This is a genomic window from Streptococcus halitosis, assembly GCF_003143695.2.
Classification (GTDB): domain Bacteria; phylum Bacillota; class Bacilli; order Lactobacillales; family Streptococcaceae; genus Streptococcus; species Streptococcus halitosis.
On sequence record NZ_QEMY02000001.1, the window covers coordinates 155,703 to 175,479 of the forward strand.

Below are 19,777 nucleotides of genomic sequence, written 5' to 3' on the forward strand. Positions count from 1 at the left end.
ATTATTCCTTTAACTCCGCTACTGTGTCGATAAAGAGGTCGCCACGTACTTCAAAGTTAGCATACATATCCCAGCTAGCATTGGCAGGACTGAGGAGAACCACATCTCCTTGAGTCGCAAGCTCATAGGCCTTGCGGGTCGCATCTGCAATATCAGTGGCATCCACATAAGCCACACCAGCCTTATCCGCTGCCCGTTTGACACGCTCAGCAGATTGACCAAGGATGACCATCTTCTTGAGTCCAGTAATATCTGGCACCAATTCATCAAACTCATTGCCCCGGTCCAAACCACCTGCAATCAAAATGACCTTACTATTGTCAAATCCTGACAAGGCTTTTTGAGTCGCCAAGATATTGGTTGACTTGCTATCGTTATAGAATTTGACCCCCTTGATTTCATCCACAAACTGGAGACGGTGTTTGACACCACCAAAGGCTGAAAGGGTTTCCTTGATGATTTGGTTATCTACACCACGTAGCTTGGCTACTGCAATGGTCGCAAGGGCATTTTCTACATTGTGGCTACCTAGAACACCAATTTCACTAGCTATCATGACCACTTCTCCACGGAAGTAGAGTTGACCATCTTCTAGATAAGCTCCATCAACCTTTTCCTGTGTTGAAAATGGAACAACGGTAGCTTGTGTTTTGCTAGCCAATTCTTTTGCCAAGTCTTGGTTAAAGTTCAAGACAAGGAAATCATCCGCTGTCATCTTGTTCTGGATATTCCACTTAGCTGCCACATACTCTTCAAAAGAACCATGATAGTCAATATGAGTTGGCATGAGGTTGGTAATAACCGCAATCTCAGGATGGAATTCTTGGACACCCATCAGTTGGAAAGAAGAAAGTTCCATGACGAGCGTGTCCTTGGCTGTCGCAGTTTGAGCCACTTGACTAGCAGGATAGCCAATATTCCCTGATAAGAGACCATGTTGACCAGCAGCAGTTAAAACTTCCCCAATCATCGTCGTTGTGGTTGTTTTCCCATTTGAACCAGTAATACCGATAATTGGTGCATCTGAAATCAAATAAGCCAACTCCACCTCAGTCAAGACTGGAATCCCCTTTGCCAAAGCCTTCTCAATCATGGGATTGCTATACGGGATACCTGGATTTTTCACCATCAGAGCAAAATCTTCATCCAATAATTCCAAAGGATGCCCACCAGTGACAACCTTGATTCCCTCTTCTAGCAAGCTTTGAGCAGCAGGATTTTCCTCAAAAGGCTTGCCGTCATTTACTGTCACAATGGCACCTAGCTTGTCCAACAAACGGGCCGCAGACTCACCAGACTTAGCCAAACCTAAAACAAGTACTTTCTTATTTTTAAATTGATCTATTACTTTCATGTCTCAAACTCCATTTCTACTTCTACTATTTTACCATTTTTATGGAAATAATACTAAACGAAAATGCTCTAGTCCTCATTCTAGCATAGAAAAAGAGAGCCGTAGCTCTCTTTCTATTTATCTTCTTCTGCTCTTTTTTACAGGCATGAGCGTAATGTCTCTCAAGCTAAAGTAGGCTAGGGCCAGCATGGCTATTGTGACAAAGAATTCTGTCGGTAATTGGAAGATTTGCAAGATGGACAACATCAGCAAAATCAAGAGCGCAACAACTACAAAGACCAAGATAACGATGTTGACTGTTCCTTTGATACTTTGGGGTGTCGCAAATACATAGAGTAGTAATAAGAGTATCCCTATGATTAAATAGACCATCTTTATCTCTTTCTAGCTCTTATTCAGCTGATTTTTTCTTTTTGTTGGCTTTCTCGCGCTCTGCCTTGTTGAGGATTTGCTTACGCAAACGGATTGACTCAGGTGTTACTTCCATATACTCATCGTCATTCAAGAACTCAAGAGACTCTTCAAGCGTCAAGATACGAGGAGTTTTGATAACCGCTGTTTGGTCCTTAGTAGCTGAACGAACGTTGGTCATTTGTTTGGCCTTAGTGATGTTAACTGTCAAGTCGTTTTCACGAGAGTTTTCACCGATGATCATTCCTTCGTAAACCTCAGTACCTGGGTTGACAAAGATTGTACCACGCTCTTCGATAGACATGATTGAGTATGTTGTAGCCTTACCAGCATCGATGGAAACAAGGGCACCACGGTGACGTCCCCCAATTTCCCCTGGAATCAATGGCAAGTATTGGTCGAAGGTATGGTTCATGATACCGTAACCACGAGTCATTGACAAGAACTCAGTTGAGTACCCAATCAAACCACGCGCTGGAACAAGGAAGACCAAACGAGTTTGACCATTACCAGTTGAAATCATATCCAACATTTCACCCTTACGTTCAGAAAGGCTTTGGATAACAGAACCTTGGTATTCTTCTGGAGTATCGATTTGAACACGTTCAAATGGCTCACATTTAACACCATCAATCTCTTTTACGATAACTTCTGGACGAGATACTTGAAGTTCATAACCCTCACGACGCATGGTTTCGATCAGGATTGACAAGTGCAATTCTCCACGTCCTGAAACAGTCCATTTATCTGGTGAGTCCGTTGGGTCAACACGAAGGGAAACGTCTGTTTGCAATTCTGCTTGCAAGCGTTCTTCTACCTTACGAGAAGTCACCCATTTACCTTCTTTACCAGCAAATGGTGAGTTGTTGACCAAGAAAGTCATTTGAAGAGTTGGCTCATCGATGTGTAGGATTGGAAGTGGTTCAATGGCATCCGTCGGAGTAATAGTTTCACCAACAAAGATATCTTCCATACCGGAAACAGCAATCAAGTCACCCGCTTTGGCTTCTTGAATTTCACGACGTTCCAAACCAAAGAAACCGAAGAGTTTTGTGACACGGAAGTTCTTCGTTGTACCATCTAGTTTAGAAAGGGTAACTTGGTCCCCAACTTTCACACTACCACGGAAGACACGACCGATACCGATACGACCTACGAAGTCATTGTAGTCCAAAAGTGACACTTGGAACTGCAAAGGCTCATCTGAGTTGTCTACTGGAGCTGGGATATGGTCGATAATGGTGTCAAAGATTGGCGCCATTGTTTTTTCTTGATCAGCTGGATCATCTGACAAGGAAGATGTTCCGTTGATCGCTGATGCATAAACAACTGGGAAATCAAGCTGGTCATCGTCTGCACCAAGCTCAATGAAGAGTTCCAATACTTCGTCTACTACTTCTGCTGGACGAGCTGATGGTTTGTCGATTTTATTTACAACCACGATTGGAACAAGGTCTTGTTCCAAGGCTTTTTTCAATACGAAACGAGTTTGTGGCATGGTTCCTTCGTAGGCATCTACGACCAAGACAACACCGTCAACCATTTTCATGATACGCTCAACTTCTCCACCGAAGTCCGCGTGTCCTGGTGTGTCCATGATGTTGATACGAGTTCCGTTGTAAGCAACGGCTGTATTTTTAGCAAGGATGGTAATTCCACGCTCTTTTTCGATATCGTTTGAGTCCATAGCGCGCTCTGCCAATTCAGTACGTGCATCAAGAGTTTCAGATTGTTTCAACAATTCATCAACGAGGGTTGTTTTACCGTGGTCAACGTGGGCGATAATCGCAATGTTACGGATATCTTCTCTTAATTTTGTCATGATTTCCTCTAATATTTAAATTTTTATTTCTAACTGAACAATTATACCACAGTCTCATTCAAAAATCACAGTTCAGCTAAGTGTAAATGTTTTCACTCTGCTTTTCTAGTCAAGGCAACTCTTTTCAAAGTCAGAGACTTATGATAAGATAAGCTGGTATGCGTTTAGATAGATTATTAGCCCAAGAAATGATCAGTCGCAAGGCTATGAAACAGGCACTTCTGAAAAAAGAAATCCTAGTAGATGATTGTCCAGCCAACTCCCTCGCTCAAAATGTCGACACTGGATTGCAGAAACTAGTCTTTCAAGGACGGCAGATTCAAGGATACGAGCACACCTACCTCATGCTTCATAAACCAGGTGGAGTGGTGACAGCCAGTCAGGATAAGGACCTACCAACCGTCATGGACCTCCTTCCACCTGACATCCAGTCTGACCAGCTCTATGCTGTCGGCAGATTAGACCGTGACACGACGGGACTGCTCCTTCTGACAGACAATGGACCTCTTGGTTTTCAGCTCCTTCATCCCCAGTACCATGTCGATAAATCCTATCAAGTGGTGGTCAACGGTCTGCTCACACCAGACCATATCCAGTCATTCAAAGAGGGGATTGTCTTTTTAGACGGAACCACTTGTAAACCTGCAAAACTAGATATTCTATCCGCAGGCCCAACAGAGAGCCATGCCTCCATCACCATCTCAGAAGGAAAATTTCATCAGGTCAAAAAGATGTTCCTCTCAGTCGGTGTCAAGGTGGTCTCTCTCAAACGAGTTCAGTTCGGTGATTTTACGTTAGATTCAGAACTTGCAGAAGGGCAATACCGATTCTTAAACCAAGAAGAATTAGAGATGATTAAAAAATACTTAGAAAAAAGTGGATAAAAGAAAAAAAGCTTTAAATTTAAAGCTTTTTTGTTTATTGCTTATCTAAAAAATACTGCGACAGCTACAATTCTAAAAAATACTGCGACAGTTACAATCCAGTTAAGTACAGAAACCACAAGTCCTACGATATTGAGAATTTTTTCTGTTTTATAGTCTAGTCCAGATTCTTTTTGGTATGAAAAAGCCAAGACCAATCCTATGATCCCCAAAATCAGACCTACTATTGGAAATAGCAAACCAAGGACGATAGATAAGATACCTAAAATAAGTGAAGGTTTTTTCTTTTGTTGTGAATTCATATTATAAAATCTCCTTAAATTTATTATAAATGATGATACCTTAAGATACTAGCTTTATCTATCATTCGACAGTTTTTTAAAGAATCTTAGCTAGTCTTCACTTTCCCTTTCCAAGAATCCAACCCATAAGAAAGGATATAAATCTCAGAAAAACCTTGTTTTTTCAGATAAAGTGCTGCATTGGTCACTCGTTGTCCACGTTGGTTTTCGTAGAGAAGGATAGGTTTATCCTTGCGAAGGGCTGCAAGGCTTGACTTCAACTGATTTGAAGGAATATTGCGAGCTCCGAGGATATGTTTTCTGTGAAATTCTGCTGGTTCACGGACATCAATCAATTGCCCTTTCCGAATCAAGGCTTCAAATTCTGCATTGTCCACAATCTTAGCCGCACGACGAATACGAAGGTAGTTATAACCCATCCATGCCACCATTGCCAATACGATTCCCCAAACAATCCAAATTGTCATAAGTTCTTATCTCCATTTTTCTCTATGTAGTCTAATTCTATCTTGTGCTCCCTGCGGAGAACAGCTTCCGCTTCTAGGTAATCTAGCTTGTCCATCAGACCGGCATCATAGATCCGAGAGAGTTCAAGCTTCATCAGTTCAATATCATACAAGCGCTTCCCCATGTAAACAATAATGCCAAACTGTTTGAGAAATTGCTGCACATCATAGAATGTTTTCATAGCTTCCATTTTAGCAGATTCTAGACTTTTTTTCAATACTGGACCGGCTCTTTCCCCCTATTTTCTTCGTCTTCATTGCCCATTCTTCCGCAAGTGTGGTACAATAAAAACATGAGAATTCAACAACTACACTATATTATCAAAATCGTCGAAACTGGCTCTATGAATGAGGCAGCCAAGCAACTCTTTATCACCCAACCCAGTCTCTCTAATGCTGTTCGAGACTTGGAAAATGAAATGGGCATTGAAATCTTTATCCGCAATCCCAAGGGCATTACCTTGACCCGTGATGGGATGGAGTTTCTCTCCTATGCCCGTCAGGTCGTTGAGCAGACCCAACTTCTGGAGGAGCGCTATAAAAATCCTGTCGCCCACCGCGAACTTTTCAGCGTTTCCTCTCAGCACTACGCCTTTGTGGTCAATGCCTTTGTCTCCCTGCTCAAGAAAAGTGATATGGAAAAATACGAGCTTTTTCTACGTGAAACTCGGACCTGGGAGATTATCGATGACGTCAAGAACTTCCGCAGTGAGGTCGGTGTCCTCTTTTTAAACAGCTACAACCGTGATGTTTTAACGAAAATGCTAGATGACAATCACCTGCTAGCGCACCACCTCTTCACAGCCCAACCCCATATCTTTGTCAGCAAGACCAACCCTCTGGCTAAAAAAGACAAGGTCAAACTGGCTGATTTGGAAGATTTTCCTTACCTCAGTTATGACCAGGGGACGCACAACTCCTTCTACTTTTCAGAGGAGATTCTTTCACAAGAGCACCACAAGAAATCCATCGTGGTTAGTGACCGCGCAACCCTCTTTAACCTCTTGATTGGTTTGGATGGTTACACCATTGCAACAGGGATTTTGAATAGCAACCTCAACGGAGACAATATCGTTTCCATTCCACTGGACATTGACGACCCGATTGAACTAGTCTATATCCAGCATGAAAAAACCAGCCTGTCTAAGATGGGCGAACGCTTTATCGAATACTTAGTAGAAGAAGTTCAGTTTGATAGTTGATAAATAGGAAAAACGAAAAAGTTAGGAAATAGAAAGTGAAAAAGATACTACTGACTAGTGCTTTAATCCTTTCAATCGCAGGATTAGCACCCGCATCCGTCTTAGGAGAAGAAAATACAACTCAATCCACATCTGCTGTCAAGGAATCAATTGCCAAAGAAGAAAAGAAAGAGTCGAGTGTTGAGGAAAACTCTAAATCAGAGGTGCTTCCGAAAGTAGATGTGCAAGAAGACAAGCCCCCAAAAGAAGGGTGGTACCAAGAAAATCACCACTGGCGTTTTTACCAAGATGATAAACCTGCTTTGAACTGGAAACAAATCCAAGGCAAATGGTACTACTTCGATCAAGATGGTAATCGTCTTCATTCTACTATCTACAAAGGCTATGCCTTTGACCAAGATGGGGTTATGGTAGAAAATAGCTGGACCAATTTGGACAACCAATGGTATTATGCTGATCCCTCTGGACGACTAGCTCTGAACACTTGGAAAAAAATCAATGGTTCTTGGTACTATTTTGATCAAACTGGAAGTATGCTCAGCAACACTGCCGTTGACGGCTATCTGCTCACAAAAAGCGGAGCTATGGCAGAAAAGGGCTGGACTAAATTAGACCAAATTTGGTACTATGTCGCTCCTTCTGGAAAAATCTCGCAGAATAAATGGGAGAAAATCAACGGTTCTTGGTACTACTTTGATAAAAACGGCGTGATGCTCAGTCAGACAACCATTGGTTCCTACCTACTAGACGGTAGTGGGGCCATGGCAGAAAACTCTTGGGTGAAAATCAATGAAAATTGGTATTACGCTAATGAATATGGGAAATATAGCCAAGACAAATGGGAGAAAATCAATGAAAATTGGTATGCTTTTGAACAAAATGGAGTCATGCTTTCCAATAAATGGAAAGAAAGCTACTACCTAAAAGCCAGTGGAGCCATGGCGGAAAAAGAGTGGATTTTTGATAAATCCTACAATAGCTGGTTCTATCTAAAAGCGGATGGCCGTTATGCAAATCAGGAGTGGATTGGAGCATACTACCTCAAGTCTGGCGGTTATATGGCCAAGAATGAGTGGATTTACGACGACTATTACAAGGCTCGTTACTATCTGGACGATAGTGGACATTATGTATCAGGGACCTACAAGATAGACGGAAAGGAACATTTGTTCCAAAAATACGGCCAATGGATTTCTGAAGTTTCAACAGAAGGTGGATTTGTAAAAGGTCAATACAGCAATACTATCTTCCTAGATCCTGGGCATGGTGGTCAAGATTCAGGTGCCTTTTACTACAATGTAGCTGAAAAAGATCTCAACATGCAGATTTACCGTAAACTTCGTGCTAAGTTAGAGGAACTGGGCTACAAGGTCCTCACCTCTCGTGATAGTGATATTGACGTTGACTTTGTTACCGAACGTTCTCGTATGGTTAATAAAACCAACTCTGATATTTTTATCAGTATTCACTTCAACGCTACTGGTAATACCTACTCAAAAGCGAGCGGTATTCAAACCTACTCCTATAGAGATGAACCTGATTATCCAAGTAAGATTAATCAATACTGGCACAATCACCCAGATCGTATGAGTGAAAGCAAACGCCTCGCCGCTGCCATCCACTCCTCTCTTCTAGCAGAAACAGGAGCTAAGGATGCTGGCCTGTTGGAGAGTAGCTATGCCGTCCTACGCGAAACAGCCAAACCAGCCGTTCTCCTAGAGCTTGGTTATATGGATAATTTCTCCGAAAACCAACAAATCAGAGATAGCCACTACCAAGATAAACTGGTCGCAGGCATCGTAAAGGGGATCCAAAAATATTATGCTGGTCAGTAAAAAAGTCTCGAGAAATCTCGAGACTTTTTATTTGCCTTCTTTTTTATCTTTATCAGGAAAGAGGTAGCCAAGTCCTACACAAGCTAGCACACCGGCACCAATCACCAAACCACTTGAAATTGGCAACAGATCAAAAATAGCATTTGCAATGATAAAGGCGATAATCAAGCACATCAAGCTTGCCTTGTAGTCTTTTTTCAAAAAGTTTTCTAGTGTAAAATAGAGGAACAATCCTACTGGAATGAGTGACCAGAGATTGACATCCAAACTTGGCCATCCAACAGATCCGAAATACAATACTAGCGCTGCTGCTACTAAAAATACAAGTCCTAATAATTTTTTCATTTTTTTGTCTCCATTTTCTTTTTTAGGTTCTTGAGTTGTCTGATACTGACCCCTCACGTCCCTTACATGAACCATTATAGCAGAGGAATTTTTCAAGAACAAGCCCTTTTGCCTATCTGGTCTCTATCTCAGTCTAAGTGGTTGAATATTACCGACAACAAAAAAAGAAGCCCAATTAAGGCTTCTTGATTCTGCCGATTGCAGGGATCGAACCTGTGACCTACGCGTTACGAGTGCGTTGCTCTACCAACTGAGCTAAATCGGCGATTACCCTTTTAGTATAGCACTCTGAGAATAGATGTCAAGAAATTTTCATCTTAATTAGAAAAAGCCTGTCCTGAGACAAGGCTTTGAGTTTCTTCCTTTTACGAACCCGCACTTTCGTAGGCATCTAAGCCCTTGTCCCATAGTTTCAAAGAAATGACAAAGAAGACGAGGGAAATTAACATCAAACCACCGATATTAAAGAGCCCATCCTTGTCCTGCAAGAAATAGCTGGCAGGATAGTAGGCCGTAAAAGCGAAAGGGATGATAAAGCTAATCAACCAACGAAGAAGGGAATTGTAAATGGTAATCGGATACTTAGCAAAGTCATTAAACATATAAAAAATGTAAATCATGGCACCTGACTGCTTGGTCCAAAAAGCGATGCTGGCAGTCGCGATTTTCAAGGAAGTATAAATCAAGGTCGCAAAAGGAATACAAACTAGGAAAAGCAGGAATTTGGGAAGAGTCCAAGCAATGCTAGTCATCGTAGTCCCTAGTAAAATGCCACCGACCAAGAGTTCGCCCAAGGCATCAATCTGAAAGGTCTCAACTAGGATGTGAAAGAGCGGATTGATAGGACGGGTCAGATACTTGTCAAACTCTCCCTTTCGCACCAAGCGCTGCCCCAGTGCCCAGAGATTATCAAAAAAGAGATGATCCAGTCCCTTGGGAATCAAGGAAAATCCATAGATAAAGGCAATCTCTTGAAAGGTCCAACCTTCTAGTGATGGGATATGTTGAAAGATGACATTTAGAAACAAGAGATTCAGACCTTGGGTCAAAAAAACTCCTAGCACACCAACCACAAAATCCACCTTGTATTCCATGATTTGCTTGATGTATTGTCTGATGAAAATCAGATGCATGCGTTGATATTTTTTCATACTAACCTCCCTGAATAGTGATGAAGGACTGGACTCGTTTCCAAATCAACTGAGACAGACCCACCATCACTAAGAGCCAGAAAAACTGAAGCAAAAGCGCATGAAGAATCCGACTAGCATCGTATTTCCCAACGATAATCATGACCGGAGTATAGATCAAGGATGAGAAAGGCAAGAAAGACAAAATATCTGAAACCACCTTAGGAAAGAAAGCCAAGGGAATCAAGCTTCCAGACATAAAGGCCACTATGGAAGTCTTGAGTAGATTGGAACCCCATAGATTTTTAAATACAAAGGCTGAAAATCCAAAGCAGATATTAAAGAAAAAGTTAATCAGGTAGGCCAGCATCAAGCTAAAGAGATAAAGGATAGTTAAGCCCAGCACTTCTACAATCCCTTGTCCAGATAAGATTTTCATCAAGACAATGACACTTAAAAATGGCAGTCCAACAGAGATAAAAATCAACCACTTGGAACCAAGTTCGGTGAAGAGATAAGAGGCCGCAAAATGCACTGGTCGCAACAAACGCATGATAATGGAGCCATCCTTGACCTCCTCCCCAATCATAAAGGAGCTATCTGACTTGGTTAACAGATTGGTCACAAAACTCATGATGATGTAGAGGGTGATATCCGCCATACTGAATCCCTGAATCAAAGGCTCTTGCGAGGAATCAAAGACAGCCTTCCAGAGATAAAAGGCCACAAAAGCCCCCATGACATCACCAATCCGATAGAGAATAAAGTTGACTCGATAGGTAATCAACTCCTGAATCCCCGCATTGATAAAGGGTTTATAACGTCTCCACAATTTGGCCATCTTAAAGCTCCTTCCGATAGAAACGACGGATAATATCCTCAATATCCGTATCCACCATCTTCAAATCACGGATTTCAAAATCAGACAGGGTTTGCTTGATAATATCAGCTGACTGGTAGCGGGAACTATCGAATTCAATGTTGAGGCTATTTCCTTGTCTATCAATGGTCATGTCGGGCAAGCCTTCATAGTGAGAGACGAGATGACTTTGACCTGGCACCAGTTCAAAGGAGAGTGTCTTCATCTTGCCAAAGGTCTCCTTGAGCTGGCTAACAGTTCCATCAAAAATCTCCTGCCCCCTGTCAATCATGAAAATCCGATCACAGAGTTGCTCAATATCACTCAGGTCATGAGTGGTCAAGAGAATGGTAGTCTCTTCCTCTTGATTGATCTGAGTAATGGCGCGACGAATGTTATCCTTGACTGACACATCCAGACCAATGGTCGGCTCATCTAAAAAGAGAACCTTAGGATTGTGGAGCAAGGAAGCCGCAATATCCGCCCGCATCCGTTGACCCAGTGAAAGAGTCCGCACGGGATCCTTGATAAATTCCTTCAAATCCAAGACTTCATTCAAAAAGTCCATGCGCTTATGGAAGAGCGAGTCTGGCACATCGTAAATCTCTTTCAAGACCGTGTAGGTCTCTTGCAGTGCCAAATCCCACCATAGCTGGGTTCGTTGTCCAAAGACAACCCCGATATCCTTGACATAATCTTGGCGATTGTCCTGAGGAATCTTGCCATTGATCCGACAATAACCCAATGTCGGCTTTAAAATCCCTGTCAACATTTTGATGGTTGTCGACTTCCCAGCACCATTTGCCCCGATAAAGCCTAAAATTTGGCCCTTGGGTACCTCGAAGGTCAAATCCTTGACCGCTTCAAAGGTTTGCTTTTCAGGATGAATAAAGGAGCGCAAAGCCCCCTTCAAACCAGGTTCCTTGACTGTCTTCACAAAATTTTTCTGAAGATGTTCCACTTCTATCATTACCATAAATCTCTCCCTATCGCAAGGAATAGCAACATTGTATTTTTGACTACAAATATTCTAAATCCTTACTTTCTACACCTTCTCAATATTATTACAAAAGGCTTTATACCAACCTATTATAGTCCAATAAAAACTAGAATGCAAGCGTTTGCCTATAGATTATGAAATTAGAGATTTCTCTCTTAAAATAATACTTTTAAACAAAAATTCTGGTTTGATATTTTCCTTAAAACACCAAAAAACCTGCCCATTGGGCAGGTTTGTATTAAAAATGATTTTACCTCAAATTTTCAATTTAATCAATACATTCCCCATTTTCATTAACTCTATACCCGTCTATGGTCGTGCTAACTGCGAGTTCTCCTGACGAATATGAATAATACCATTTTTCGCCAATTTGGTACCAACCAGTTACCATTGATCCGTCTTCTTTTAAATAATACCATTTTCCTGAATCTTGAATCCAACCTGTCGCCATAGCTCCATTATCTTTCAAGTAATACCAGGCATCGTTATATTTTAACCAACCAGTTACTAGGACGCCATCATCACTTAGATAGTACCAATGTTCATTATCTTGAATCCATCCCCTTGCTAATGAACCGCTATTATTTAGATAGTACCAAGCACCATTATTTTGATTCCATCCTGATTCCGATGAGGCTTGAACATCATTTATTACTTGGACAGCCTCAATAATTTCCCCCAACTCAACCCGCTTTCTATCTTTTATGACAGACTTAACTTTTTCCTCAACAAACTCTTTCGCATACGTTCGACTATTTTCTTTTCTCTGGAACATATCCTTCAATAAACCTTCTAATTGTTCATTAAAGACATCTTCTTGGATTTTATTAAACTCTTTCTGAGATAGCGAAATAACCATCACAATATCAATAAACTCTTCTTTTAATTGAGCAAACATTTCCACACGGTCATCTTCTATGAATTGATCCGCAATGAGTTTAACACCAAATCCTCCTGCAATACCACCAATAATTGCTCCTGCAGCTGCTCCAAAAGGTCCAGCAATTGCACCACCAACTGCACCTGCACCTGCAACTGCAAGCATTCCACCTCCAGCAACTGCTACATTTTTTAAGAGTTGTTGTGAGGAAATTCTTCCAACTAGTGAATCAAATACATCTGGTGCTATAATAATAGCAAATGATATAACTGGCGCAGCTCGTTTTGCAACCACTTCAGCCGTAACTTTTTTTCCAAAATATTTATAAATTTGTTTTGTAAATATTCTTGCAAATTGCTGTGACGCAAAATAGATGCTTGTACCCATTACAAGTGTTCGAAACCCTTGTTCACCAGCCATTAGAGCAGCTTTCTTAGTTTCAATGCCTGACCATTTAGCTTGAGCAAAAACAATTACAAAACTAATACTTGCTCCCGGTAAAGAATTAATAGCTCCATTTATTGCATCATATTTCATTGATGTCACAATTTTTGACTGAGCAATATTCTTTGCCTCATTATGGGTAATATGCCCCTTTCTAATGTAATTTTTCGCTTCATTTGGGTTAGTGACTCCCTCGACTTTTCCTTGTCTTATTTTTTCTGCAAATATTTCTAGCGCTCTATCATACTGTTCCCTAGGGACTTCCAGTTGCATACCTTTATATTTGTACATTCCATTATTAGAATCAAATGCCGCATTTACACTCTGACTTGCATCTTTATAATACTTGGTTTGGATTAATTGATTCCCAACTCTTCTATCCGCTCCATTTAATTCATTTCCTTGCCCTACCAGTTCTACTTTCTTAAAGGGAAATCTTAGTTTATCAATTGTATTGTTGGCATACTCAGCCGCAAAGCCATGTCCTCCCTTATCATTGTTAACAATACGATTTAATTGAATATCTTTAAATACTGTACGTGTTTTTAAAAGAATCCAAGAAACAGCTCCTATCTCAGTTCCTCTTCTAAAGGTAGTTGAATTAACATTCTTTTTACCAATTTTTAATAACTGTGAGTTTAAATTTTCAACTTGTACATCATTTGTATAACCTGAAGCAATCAATTCATCCAATTCTCTAACAACATAGTTCAAACTATTCGAGACATTCAAACGCTTAATAATCCCATATGGATAGTAAAATGCTAACTGATCATTATCATCTACCTCTACTTTCCATAAATTTGAAAAAGGGAAAAATTGTACATTACACCAGTCTTTATCCTTGATTTGCATTTTTTCGAAAATTCCATACTGGGTCAAGAGTAAACCATATTCTTTGAAATCTTCTTCCTTTAAACTTCTAACCGGAGAATAACCAAAATATTCAAATTCAGTATTAGAGAATTCATTATAAAATTCTTTTTCTGACTCAATAAACCACTTAGCCCGTCCATAAGGTACTGACTCACCATAATAATCAAATCCATTCTGTGCAATAGACCTAAACACTCTTCTAACACTATCCTCACTGTGAGTATGAACCTCTTTAATTTTTCTTTTCCAAAAAAAATACTGAAAAAAACTTACAATATTATCTTTCATCTCTAACCTAAACTCCAATAATTCTAATATACTAAAACTAGCTAGTAACTTTATCAAGTTTTAAAACTATATAGTACCACACATTAAAAGTCGAAATTTTTAAAATAACTTGATATTTACCTTTAATCTAAATTAATTATATCAAAGGCATAATACAAAGTCTATATCATTTATTTTATTTTTACCACACAAAAAACCTGCCCAATGGCAGGTTCTATCTGTATTGTTCAGCTAAATTAAGCTTTACCTTCTGAACCGAATACGTCGATACGTTCTTCAACAGCTTCTGTAATTGCTTCGAAACCTGGTTTCAAGAATTTACGTGGGTCAAAGAGTTTCTTCTTATCGTATTCTGCTTCGTTTGCTTCGTATTCAGCAACAAATTTACGAGTTGCGTTAGCAAATGCGATTTGGCATTCAGTGTTAACGTTAACTTTCGCAACACCAAGTTTGATAGCTGCTTGGATTTGGTCATCAGGAATACCTGAACCACCATGCAATACGATTGGGAAGCCTGGAACTGCTTCTGTCAATTTTTGCAAGTGATCAAGGTGAAGACCTTTCCAGTTTGCTGGGTAAGGACCGTGGATGTTACCAATACCAGCTGCCAAGAAGTCAATACCAGTTGCAACCATTGCTTTAGCATCTTCAATTGGAGCCAATTCGCCATCACCAATGATTCCGTCTTCTTCACCACCGATAGTACCAACTTCAGCTTCTACTGATACGCCGTTTGCATGAGCAAATTCTACAACTTTACGAGCTTTTTCAAGGTTTTCTTCAACTGGAAGGTGTGAGCCGTCAAACATAACTGAAGTATAACCAACTCGGATACATTCAAGTGCATCTTCATAATGACCATGGTCAAGGTGAATAGCAACTGGTACAGTAATTCCCATTGATTCTACAAGGTTTTCGATGAGAAGTTTACATACTTTGTAACCACCCATGTATTTCGCAGCACCCATAGAAGTTTGGATCAAAACTGGAGCTTTTTTAGCTTCTGCTGCACGCAAGATAGCTTGAGTCCACTCAAGGTTGTTTGTGTTAAATCCACCAACTGCATAACCGTTGTCACGAGCTGCTTGGACAAATTTTTCTGCTGAAACGATTGCCATTTTATCAGGCCTCCTGTATATTTTTATGGGTCAACCCATTTACATTGTTCATTTTATCACTTTTTGATAAAAAAAGCTAGTTTTTCCCATACTTTAGATTGAATTTCTTCTAATTCGATTGATGTAAGCCTTTTCTTTTTAATCTTGGCTAACTCTAGGAAAGCGTATAAAGAAAGTCAAGCGATCATCCTGCCTTACAAAACGATAAGGCAATTTCTCATGTTCTAATAAACTTTTGACCACAAAGAGTCCCATCCCCGAACCCTTGGCCTTGCGACTAGCATTTCCAGAAAAAGACTGGGCCAATTGTTCTTGTTCTTCAGGACTACAGCTATTCTCGATAAAGAGCTCCCCTTCCCTCTCGCCAATGCGGACCAAGCCGCCTGTAGTGGAGTGCTTGATAGCATTGCTGATGAGATTCGATAGGATTAGTTTCATGACAGATGGGTTTATGTAAGCCTGCTGATGGGTTAGGCTAATGTCTACCTGAAGTTCTCTCTCCTTGGCGAGCAAAGCATAATCCTTAACCAGACTTTGCGTCATCTGAAGGAGGTCAACCTCTTCTTTCTCCTCTCGAATTTCCTGCACAGAAGAGAGAGAAAGTATCTGGAGAACGTGGTGACTGAGGTCGTCTACAATTCCCAAGGCAACTCCCAGATAGTGGTCTCTATCCTTATAACGACCGACATTTTCTTTCATATTTTCAATCAGAATTTTCAAGCTAGCCAGAGGTGTTTTCAATTCATGAGAAGCCCCTCGTAGGAACTCAACCTTCATCTTCTCCAGCTGGAGAATAGCTTCATTCTTGTCATGCAAGTCCGCAATGACAGTCAAAAGATGCTGGTAAAGGCTATTGATTTGTTCCTTGAGATCACCAATCTCATCCTTAGAATCCACACGCAACCGTACTTCAGCATCCAGGTCCATCATCCGACGGGTCACCCGCTTGATTTCCAAAATCGGGGCAACAATGGTCCGAGCATAGATGTAGGCCACCAAGAGGGAAATTAGAAAGGATGCCAACAAAGTATAGGGAAGAAACTGGAGACTGATCTGCTCTGCTTCCTTTTGCAAATCCATGGAAGCTAGAAACTGAAGAGTCATAGTGCTATCATCTTGCGTTTTTACCTCGCGTTCCTCAATGAAGAGTGAAGTTGTCTGGCGAGCTGTATCTAGTGGAAAATTGTCCTTAACCTCTAACTTGTCCTCAGTCATCTCACCCTTAACGGACCCTTTGATATCACTGGTCTGGGAATACAAATCTAACACTTGCTCGATACTTTTCCTATCTTTTCCGTCAAGGGACTGGGCAATGGCTGTCGCTTTCTGGCCAATGGTTTCTTGACGATGACTCAGATAAGTTGACGGAAAGAGAAAATAAATGGCTAAATGAAGACAAATAACCAGAACACTAAAAATTGAGAAGGTATAGATAAATATCTTTGTAAATAGACCTGTTCGTTTCATTTTCGCTCCAATTTATAACCGACATTGCGCACAGTGAGGATACAATCCAAGTCTAGCTTTTTCCGCAGTTCCTTGATATAGACATCAATGACACGGTCAAAGGGAACCTCATCTGTCACCTTCCAAACCGCATCAATTATCTGAGAACGAGTCAAGGCCCGGCCTTCATTTTTCACCAGATAGTCCAGAATTTCCAACTCTTTGGCATTGATAGCCACTTCTTGACCTGCGAGGCTTGCACTATAACTCTCAAAGTCTACCTTGGTATCCTTATAAGAGAAGACTCGTCCCGTATCGTAGTAGCGCTTGAAAATTGCATCTACCCTCACTTTTAAAAGAGAGAGAGAAAAGGGCTTTTCCAGATAGCCGTCTGCCAGAGAGGCAAAGGCGCTCATCTTGTATTCTTCATCCTGAAAGGCGGTCAGCATCAGGACAGGAACTTGACTGCTTTTACGAATCTCAGCTAGGACTTCGAGGCCATTAAGCTTGGGCATCTGGATATCCAGCAGTACTAGAGCAACTTCATAGCTGGAAAATTTTTCCAGAGCTTCCTGACCGTCTGCTGCTTCAATGGTTTCATAACCACAATCTGTCAAATAGTCACTGATTCCCTCACGAATCATCTCCTCATCTTCTACAATTAAAATTTTCATAGAAAAAACGTTTCACATTCCTTTAAATTTTTTGTAAATCTTCTCTGTTTCATCCTGATAGGAAGAGGCCTTATACTCAATGAAAATCAAAGAGCAAACTAGGAAGCTAGCCGCAGGCTGTACTTGAGTACGGCAAGGTGAAGCTGACGTGGTTTGAATTTGATTTTCGAAGAGTATTATCAAGATGAAATAGATAAAAATGCTACCTATATTATACCCCATTTAGGAGAGAATAGGTAGCAAGTTTTTTATTCACTATCGAGCAAGAGCTCTTTTGGTTGTTTTCTAAGGAGATTGCTTGAAGCAAGCGCCATAACGAGAACCACTAGAACCAAAGCAAGGACAAAGACGATGATAAAGTCTGATGTCTGAATGGAAATGTCTAGGCTCGACAAGGTCTTGCTAAAGCCGTCTACTTCTGCACCACCACCAAGGTTAGAGGTTTGAGCAGCCTTGCTGGCTTGCTTGGCAACACCTGAAGTGACATTGGCAAGAACAGTATTTCCGATTGCTCGAGCTGTGTAGTTGGCTAGGAAGTAAGCCGAAACGAGAGCAGGGATAGCGATCAGGATCGATTCGGTGATGAATTGCCCCAAGATACTTGCCTGCTTGAGACCGATAGAGAGGAGGATTCCCACTTCCTTGCGACGGGCGTTGATCCAAAGGCTGAGCAAGAGTGCAAGGAGAAGGACTGAGAAGCTCAAGCTACCCCAGAAGAGGAGGTTGGCCATCTTGTACATACCAGAGATGGATTGCTCAAGAGCTGGGTAGTTAGAGGAGCTCTTCACAAGTGTGTAGCTCTTCCAGTTGATACCACTGATACCATTCAACTCTTTCATGACGTCATCCAAGTTCTTGTCTGCTGTTACAAAGAAGGTTGCGTCCCCATAAATAGCTGTATCTTCTGTGTATCCATAAAGTTTTGCAGCAGTGTGAATGTCTGTGATAGCTGTATTTTCATAGAGTTCTTGTGAGTAGGTTACTGCTGTCTTATTGTGACCATCAAAGAGTCCCTTGATTGTCACTTCAACTGTTTCCTTGGCACCTTTTTCATTGTCTGCATCGTAAACATTGGAGTCTAGTTTGACCTTATCTCCGACTTTCCATCCGTGTTTGGCTGCCAAGTCCTTGTGCATGAGGATCTTGTCTTTGTCGTCGTTGGTTAGGTGCTCACCTTCAACCAGCTTATATGAGCCAGAGACAAACTTGTCTTCTTTAGAGGAGTCATTGACACCTGTAATCATCAAACTGCTTCCAAACCGTTTGGCACGGTCTGCAGTGAGATTTTTCTTGGTTTCTGGCGTTTCGATGAGGTCGTATCCAGTCAAATCTCCGATAGCGTTGATGCGTTTAACATAAGACTCGATGGCCTTATTTTCGGTGATTTTTTTGATATCCTCACCCTTGATATTCCCAGCACCACGTGGCGTTCCTTGGTTGACGCGACGATTGATTTGCATGGAGAAGCTATTGGTGATATTTTTAAAGGTCTCCTGAGAAGCCTTGGCTGTAGCTCCCTTGATCGACAATCCGACCAAACTCAAGCTCGCCATGAGGAGAATAATCAGGAAGATAACAATCGATTTGAAAAACTTCCTTGTAACATAGGCAAATGCGTTGTGTAACATAGGTTCCCTTTCTAGATTTGATTTAATAATTCTATCAAAACAAGCTCATCTTATTTTGTAGTATTGCGAGTTTCAGTTAGTTTCTTATTCTTCAATTCAAGTGTAATATCTGACGCTTGTGCCACTTCTTTACTGTGGGTGACGACGATCACACATTTACCTGTTTTCTCGGCAAGTGATTTGAGCAGTTCGATAATATCTCCGGCAGTTTTAGGGTCCAGATTTCCTGTTGGCTCATCAGCTAGAATAACCGGAGCTTCTGAGACTAAACTGCGAGCGATGGCTACACGTTGCTGTTGACCACCTGATAACTGGAGAACATTCCGCTTGATCTGACTCTCATCCAAACCAAGCTCAAGAAGCGTATCCTTGCTTGCTTTTTTGTTGACCAAGCGGATATTTTCCAGCGGAGAAAGATAATCTATCAAGTTATAATTTTGAAAGACCAGGGAAATATGGTGCATGCGATGGTATGAATACCCCTTGTTCCGAATGTCCTCTCCTTGGAAAAGGATAGAACCTTCAACAGGGCTATCTAGACCAGCCAGTAGGGACAAGAGAGTGGATTTTCCTGCTCCTGACTCACCAATGATACTATAAAATTTTCCGGGTTCAAAATTATACTTGATCTGATATAAAACTGCCTCAGCAGTGTTCTTATAACGGTAGGTAACATCTTGCAATTGTAATAAAGTCATGATTTCTCCTTCTTATACTCAATGAAAATCAAAGATTAAACTAGAAAGCTAACCGCAGGTTGCTCAAAGCACAGC

Annotated in this window: 19 protein-coding genes and 1 tRNA gene; 3 read left to right on the top strand and 17 right to left on the bottom strand. The window is 41.0% G+C overall.

Annotated elements, in window-relative coordinates; genetic code table 11:
• Position 1: 1 nt before the first annotated feature.
• From murD to typA, 3 genes are all read right to left on the bottom strand, one after another.
• On the bottom strand, positions 2-1,354 hold the full coding sequence (gene murD, locus DB729_RS00825) for a UDP-N-acetylmuramoyl-L-alanine--D-glutamate ligase (protein WP_109289756.1): 1,353 nt from the start codon (positions 1,352-1,354) through the stop codon (positions 2-4).
• A 117-nt stretch (positions 1,355-1,471) separates the two neighbouring features.
• A complete protein-coding gene (locus tag DB729_RS00830; protein WP_000262661.1) occupies positions 1,472-1,726 on the bottom strand; it encodes a DUF3165 family protein in 255 nt (84 codons plus the stop codon).
• Positions 1,727-1,745: 19 nt separating this feature from the next.
• Positions 1,746-3,587, bottom strand: a complete 1,842-nt coding sequence (gene typA / locus DB729_RS00835; protein ID WP_000164115.1) for a translational GTPase TypA — start codon at positions 3,585-3,587, stop codon at positions 1,746-1,748.
• A 158-nt stretch (positions 3,588-3,745) separates the two neighbouring features.
• Here typA and DB729_RS00840 point away from each other — a divergent pair, with 158 nt between their 5' ends.
• On the top strand, positions 3,746-4,471 hold the full coding sequence (locus tag DB729_RS00840) for a 16S rRNA pseudouridine(516) synthase (protein WP_109289755.1): 726 nt from the start codon (positions 3,746-3,748) through the stop codon (positions 4,469-4,471).
• Between the two features lie 41 nt (positions 4,472-4,512).
• Here DB729_RS00840 and DB729_RS00845 read toward each other — a convergent pair whose 3' ends face one another.
• The 3 genes from DB729_RS00845 to DB729_RS00855 all read right to left on the bottom strand — a co-directional run bounded on the left by DB729_RS00845 (position 4,513) and on the right by DB729_RS00855 (position 5,470).
• Positions 4,513-4,773, bottom strand: coding sequence for a hypothetical protein (locus tag DB729_RS00845; RefSeq protein WP_001088136.1), 261 nt, complete (start codon positions 4,771-4,773; stop codon positions 4,513-4,515).
• Positions 4,774-4,859: 86 nt separating this feature from the next.
• The gene (locus tag DB729_RS00850) at positions 4,860-5,240 is read right to left on the bottom strand and encodes a rhodanese-like domain-containing protein (RefSeq protein ID WP_109289754.1); all 381 of its coding nucleotides are present in this window, start codon (positions 5,238-5,240) and stop codon (positions 4,860-4,862) included.
• Positions 5,237-5,470, bottom strand: a complete 234-nt coding sequence (locus tag DB729_RS00855) for a YqgQ family protein (protein ID WP_044135604.1) — start codon at positions 5,468-5,470, stop codon at positions 5,237-5,239. Before DB729_RS00855 ends, DB729_RS00850 begins: the two co-directional genes overlap by 4 nt.
• A 102-nt stretch (positions 5,471-5,572) precedes the next feature.
• On the opposite strand from DB729_RS00855, the gene DB729_RS00860 reads away from it, so the two are divergent.
• A complete protein-coding gene (locus DB729_RS00860) occupies positions 5,573-6,481 on the top strand; it encodes a LysR family transcriptional regulator (RefSeq protein ID WP_001222586.1) in 909 nt (302 codons plus the stop codon).
• Positions 6,482-6,516: 35 nt separating this feature from the next.
• A complete protein-coding gene (locus DB729_RS00865) occupies positions 6,517-8,316 on the top strand; it encodes an N-acetylmuramoyl-L-alanine amidase (protein WP_109289753.1) in 1,800 nt (599 codons plus the stop codon).
• 27 nt (positions 8,317-8,343) lie between these two features.
• Here DB729_RS00865 and DB729_RS00870 read toward each other — a convergent pair whose 3' ends face one another.
• From DB729_RS00870 to vex2, 11 genes are all read right to left on the bottom strand, one after another.
• Positions 8,344-8,661 (bottom strand): hypothetical protein, encoded by a 318-nt coding sequence (locus tag DB729_RS00870; protein ID WP_000734660.1) that lies wholly within the window; start codon positions 8,659-8,661, stop codon positions 8,344-8,346.
• A 192-nt stretch (positions 8,662-8,853) separates the two neighbouring features.
• Positions 8,854-8,926 (bottom strand) — tRNA-Thr (locus tag DB729_RS00875).
• A gap of 100 nt (positions 8,927-9,026) precedes the next feature.
• Positions 9,027-9,812 carry an ABC transporter permease gene (locus DB729_RS00880; protein WP_109289752.1) on the bottom strand — a complete coding sequence of 262 codons (786 nt, stop codon included), beginning with the start codon at positions 9,810-9,812 and terminating at the stop codon, positions 9,027-9,029.
• 1 nt (position 9,813) lies between these two features.
• Positions 9,814-10,632: an ABC transporter permease gene (locus tag DB729_RS00885; protein WP_109289751.1), complete on the bottom strand. Its 819-nt coding sequence runs from the start codon at positions 10,630-10,632 to the stop codon at positions 9,814-9,816.
• A 1-nt stretch (position 10,633) separates the two neighbouring features.
• Positions 10,634-11,626: an ABC transporter ATP-binding protein gene (locus DB729_RS00890; RefSeq protein ID WP_109289750.1), complete on the bottom strand. Its 993-nt coding sequence runs from the start codon at positions 11,624-11,626 to the stop codon at positions 10,634-10,636.
• A gap of 292 nt (positions 11,627-11,918) precedes the next feature.
• Positions 11,919-14,138: an N-acetylmuramoyl-L-alanine amidase family protein gene (locus DB729_RS09520; protein ID WP_109289748.1), complete on the bottom strand. Its 2,220-nt coding sequence runs from the start codon at positions 14,136-14,138 to the stop codon at positions 11,919-11,921.
• Positions 14,139-14,374: 236 nt separating this feature from the next.
• Complete coding sequence (locus tag DB729_RS00905; RefSeq protein WP_001019007.1) at positions 14,375-15,256, bottom strand: class II fructose-bisphosphate aldolase; 882 nt, start codon at positions 15,254-15,256, stop codon at positions 14,375-14,377.
• 138 nt (positions 15,257-15,394) lie between these two features.
• Positions 15,395-16,723, bottom strand: coding sequence for a sensor histidine kinase VncS (vncS, locus tag DB729_RS00910; protein WP_109289747.1), 1,329 nt, complete (start codon positions 16,721-16,723; stop codon positions 15,395-15,397).
• A complete protein-coding gene (gene vncR, locus DB729_RS00915) occupies positions 16,720-17,376 on the bottom strand; it encodes a response regulator transcription factor VncR (RefSeq protein ID WP_000697936.1) in 657 nt (218 codons plus the stop codon). The genes vncS and vncR overlap by 4 nt, the downstream gene beginning before the upstream one ends.
• A gap of 248 nt (positions 17,377-17,624) precedes the next feature.
• On the bottom strand, positions 17,625-19,004 hold the full coding sequence (gene vex3 / locus DB729_RS00925; RefSeq protein ID WP_109289746.1) for an ABC transporter permease subunit Vex3: 1,380 nt from the start codon (positions 19,002-19,004) through the stop codon (positions 17,625-17,627).
• A 50-nt stretch (positions 19,005-19,054) separates the two neighbouring features.
• A complete protein-coding gene (gene vex2, locus DB729_RS00930) occupies positions 19,055-19,702 on the bottom strand; it encodes an ABC transporter ATP-binding subunit Vex2 (protein WP_000173736.1) in 648 nt (215 codons plus the stop codon).
• Positions 19,703-19,777 lie beyond the last annotated feature (75 nt).

What these genes read in the sequence shown, in the direction of transcription:
- murD (WP_109289756.1), bottom strand. Translation starts at nt 1,354, where the DNA reads ATGAAAGTAATAGATCAATTTAAAAATAAGAAAGTACTTGTTTTAGGT.
- DB729_RS00830 (WP_000262661.1), bottom strand. Translation starts at nt 1,726, where the DNA reads ATGGTCTATTTAATCATAGGGATACTCTTATTACTACTCTATGTATTT.
- typA (WP_000164115.1), bottom strand. Translation starts at nt 3,587, where the DNA reads ATGACAAAATTAAGAGAAGATATCCGTAACATTGCGATTATCGCCCAC.
- DB729_RS00840 (WP_109289755.1), top strand. Translation starts at nt 3,746, where the DNA reads ATGCGTTTAGATAGATTATTAGCCCAAGAAATGATCAGTCGCAAGGCT.
- DB729_RS00845 (WP_001088136.1), bottom strand. Translation starts at nt 4,773, where the DNA reads ATGAATTCACAACAAAAGAAAAAACCTTCACTTATTTTAGGTATCTTA.
- DB729_RS00850 (WP_109289754.1), bottom strand. Translation starts at nt 5,240, where the DNA reads ATGACAATTTGGATTGTTTGGGGAATCGTATTGGCAATGGTGGCATGG.
- DB729_RS00855 (WP_044135604.1), bottom strand. Translation starts at nt 5,470, where the DNA reads ATGGAAGCTATGAAAACATTCTATGATGTGCAGCAATTTCTCAAACAG.
- DB729_RS00860 (WP_001222586.1), top strand. Translation starts at nt 5,573, where the DNA reads ATGAGAATTCAACAACTACACTATATTATCAAAATCGTCGAAACTGGC.
- DB729_RS00870 (WP_000734660.1), bottom strand. Translation starts at nt 8,661, where the DNA reads ATGAAAAAATTATTAGGACTTGTATTTTTAGTAGCAGCAGCGCTAGTA.
- DB729_RS00880 (WP_109289752.1), bottom strand. Translation starts at nt 9,812, where the DNA reads ATGAAAAAATATCAACGCATGCATCTGATTTTCATCAGACAATACATC.
- DB729_RS00885 (WP_109289751.1), bottom strand. Translation starts at nt 10,632, where the DNA reads ATGGCCAAATTGTGGAGACGTTATAAACCCTTTATCAATGCGGGGATT.
- DB729_RS00890 (WP_109289750.1), bottom strand. Translation starts at nt 11,626, where the DNA reads ATGGTAATGATAGAAGTGGAACATCTTCAGAAAAATTTTGTGAAGACA.
- DB729_RS09520 (WP_109289748.1), bottom strand. Translation starts at nt 14,138, where the DNA reads ATGAAAGATAATATTGTAAGTTTTTTTCAGTATTTTTTTTGGAAAAGA.
- DB729_RS00905 (WP_001019007.1), bottom strand. Translation starts at nt 15,256, where the DNA reads ATGGCAATCGTTTCAGCAGAAAAATTTGTCCAAGCAGCTCGTGACAAC.
- vncS (WP_109289747.1), bottom strand. Translation starts at nt 16,723, where the DNA reads ATGAAACGAACAGGTCTATTTACAAAGATATTTATCTATACCTTCTCA.
- vncR (WP_000697936.1), bottom strand. Translation starts at nt 17,376, where the DNA reads ATGAAAATTTTAATTGTAGAAGATGAGGAGATGATTCGTGAGGGAATC.
- vex3 (WP_109289746.1), bottom strand. Translation starts at nt 19,004, where the DNA reads ATGTTACACAACGCATTTGCCTATGTTACAAGGAAGTTTTTCAAATCG.
- vex2 (WP_000173736.1), bottom strand. Translation starts at nt 19,702, where the DNA reads ATGACTTTATTACAATTGCAAGATGTTACCTACCGTTATAAGAACACT.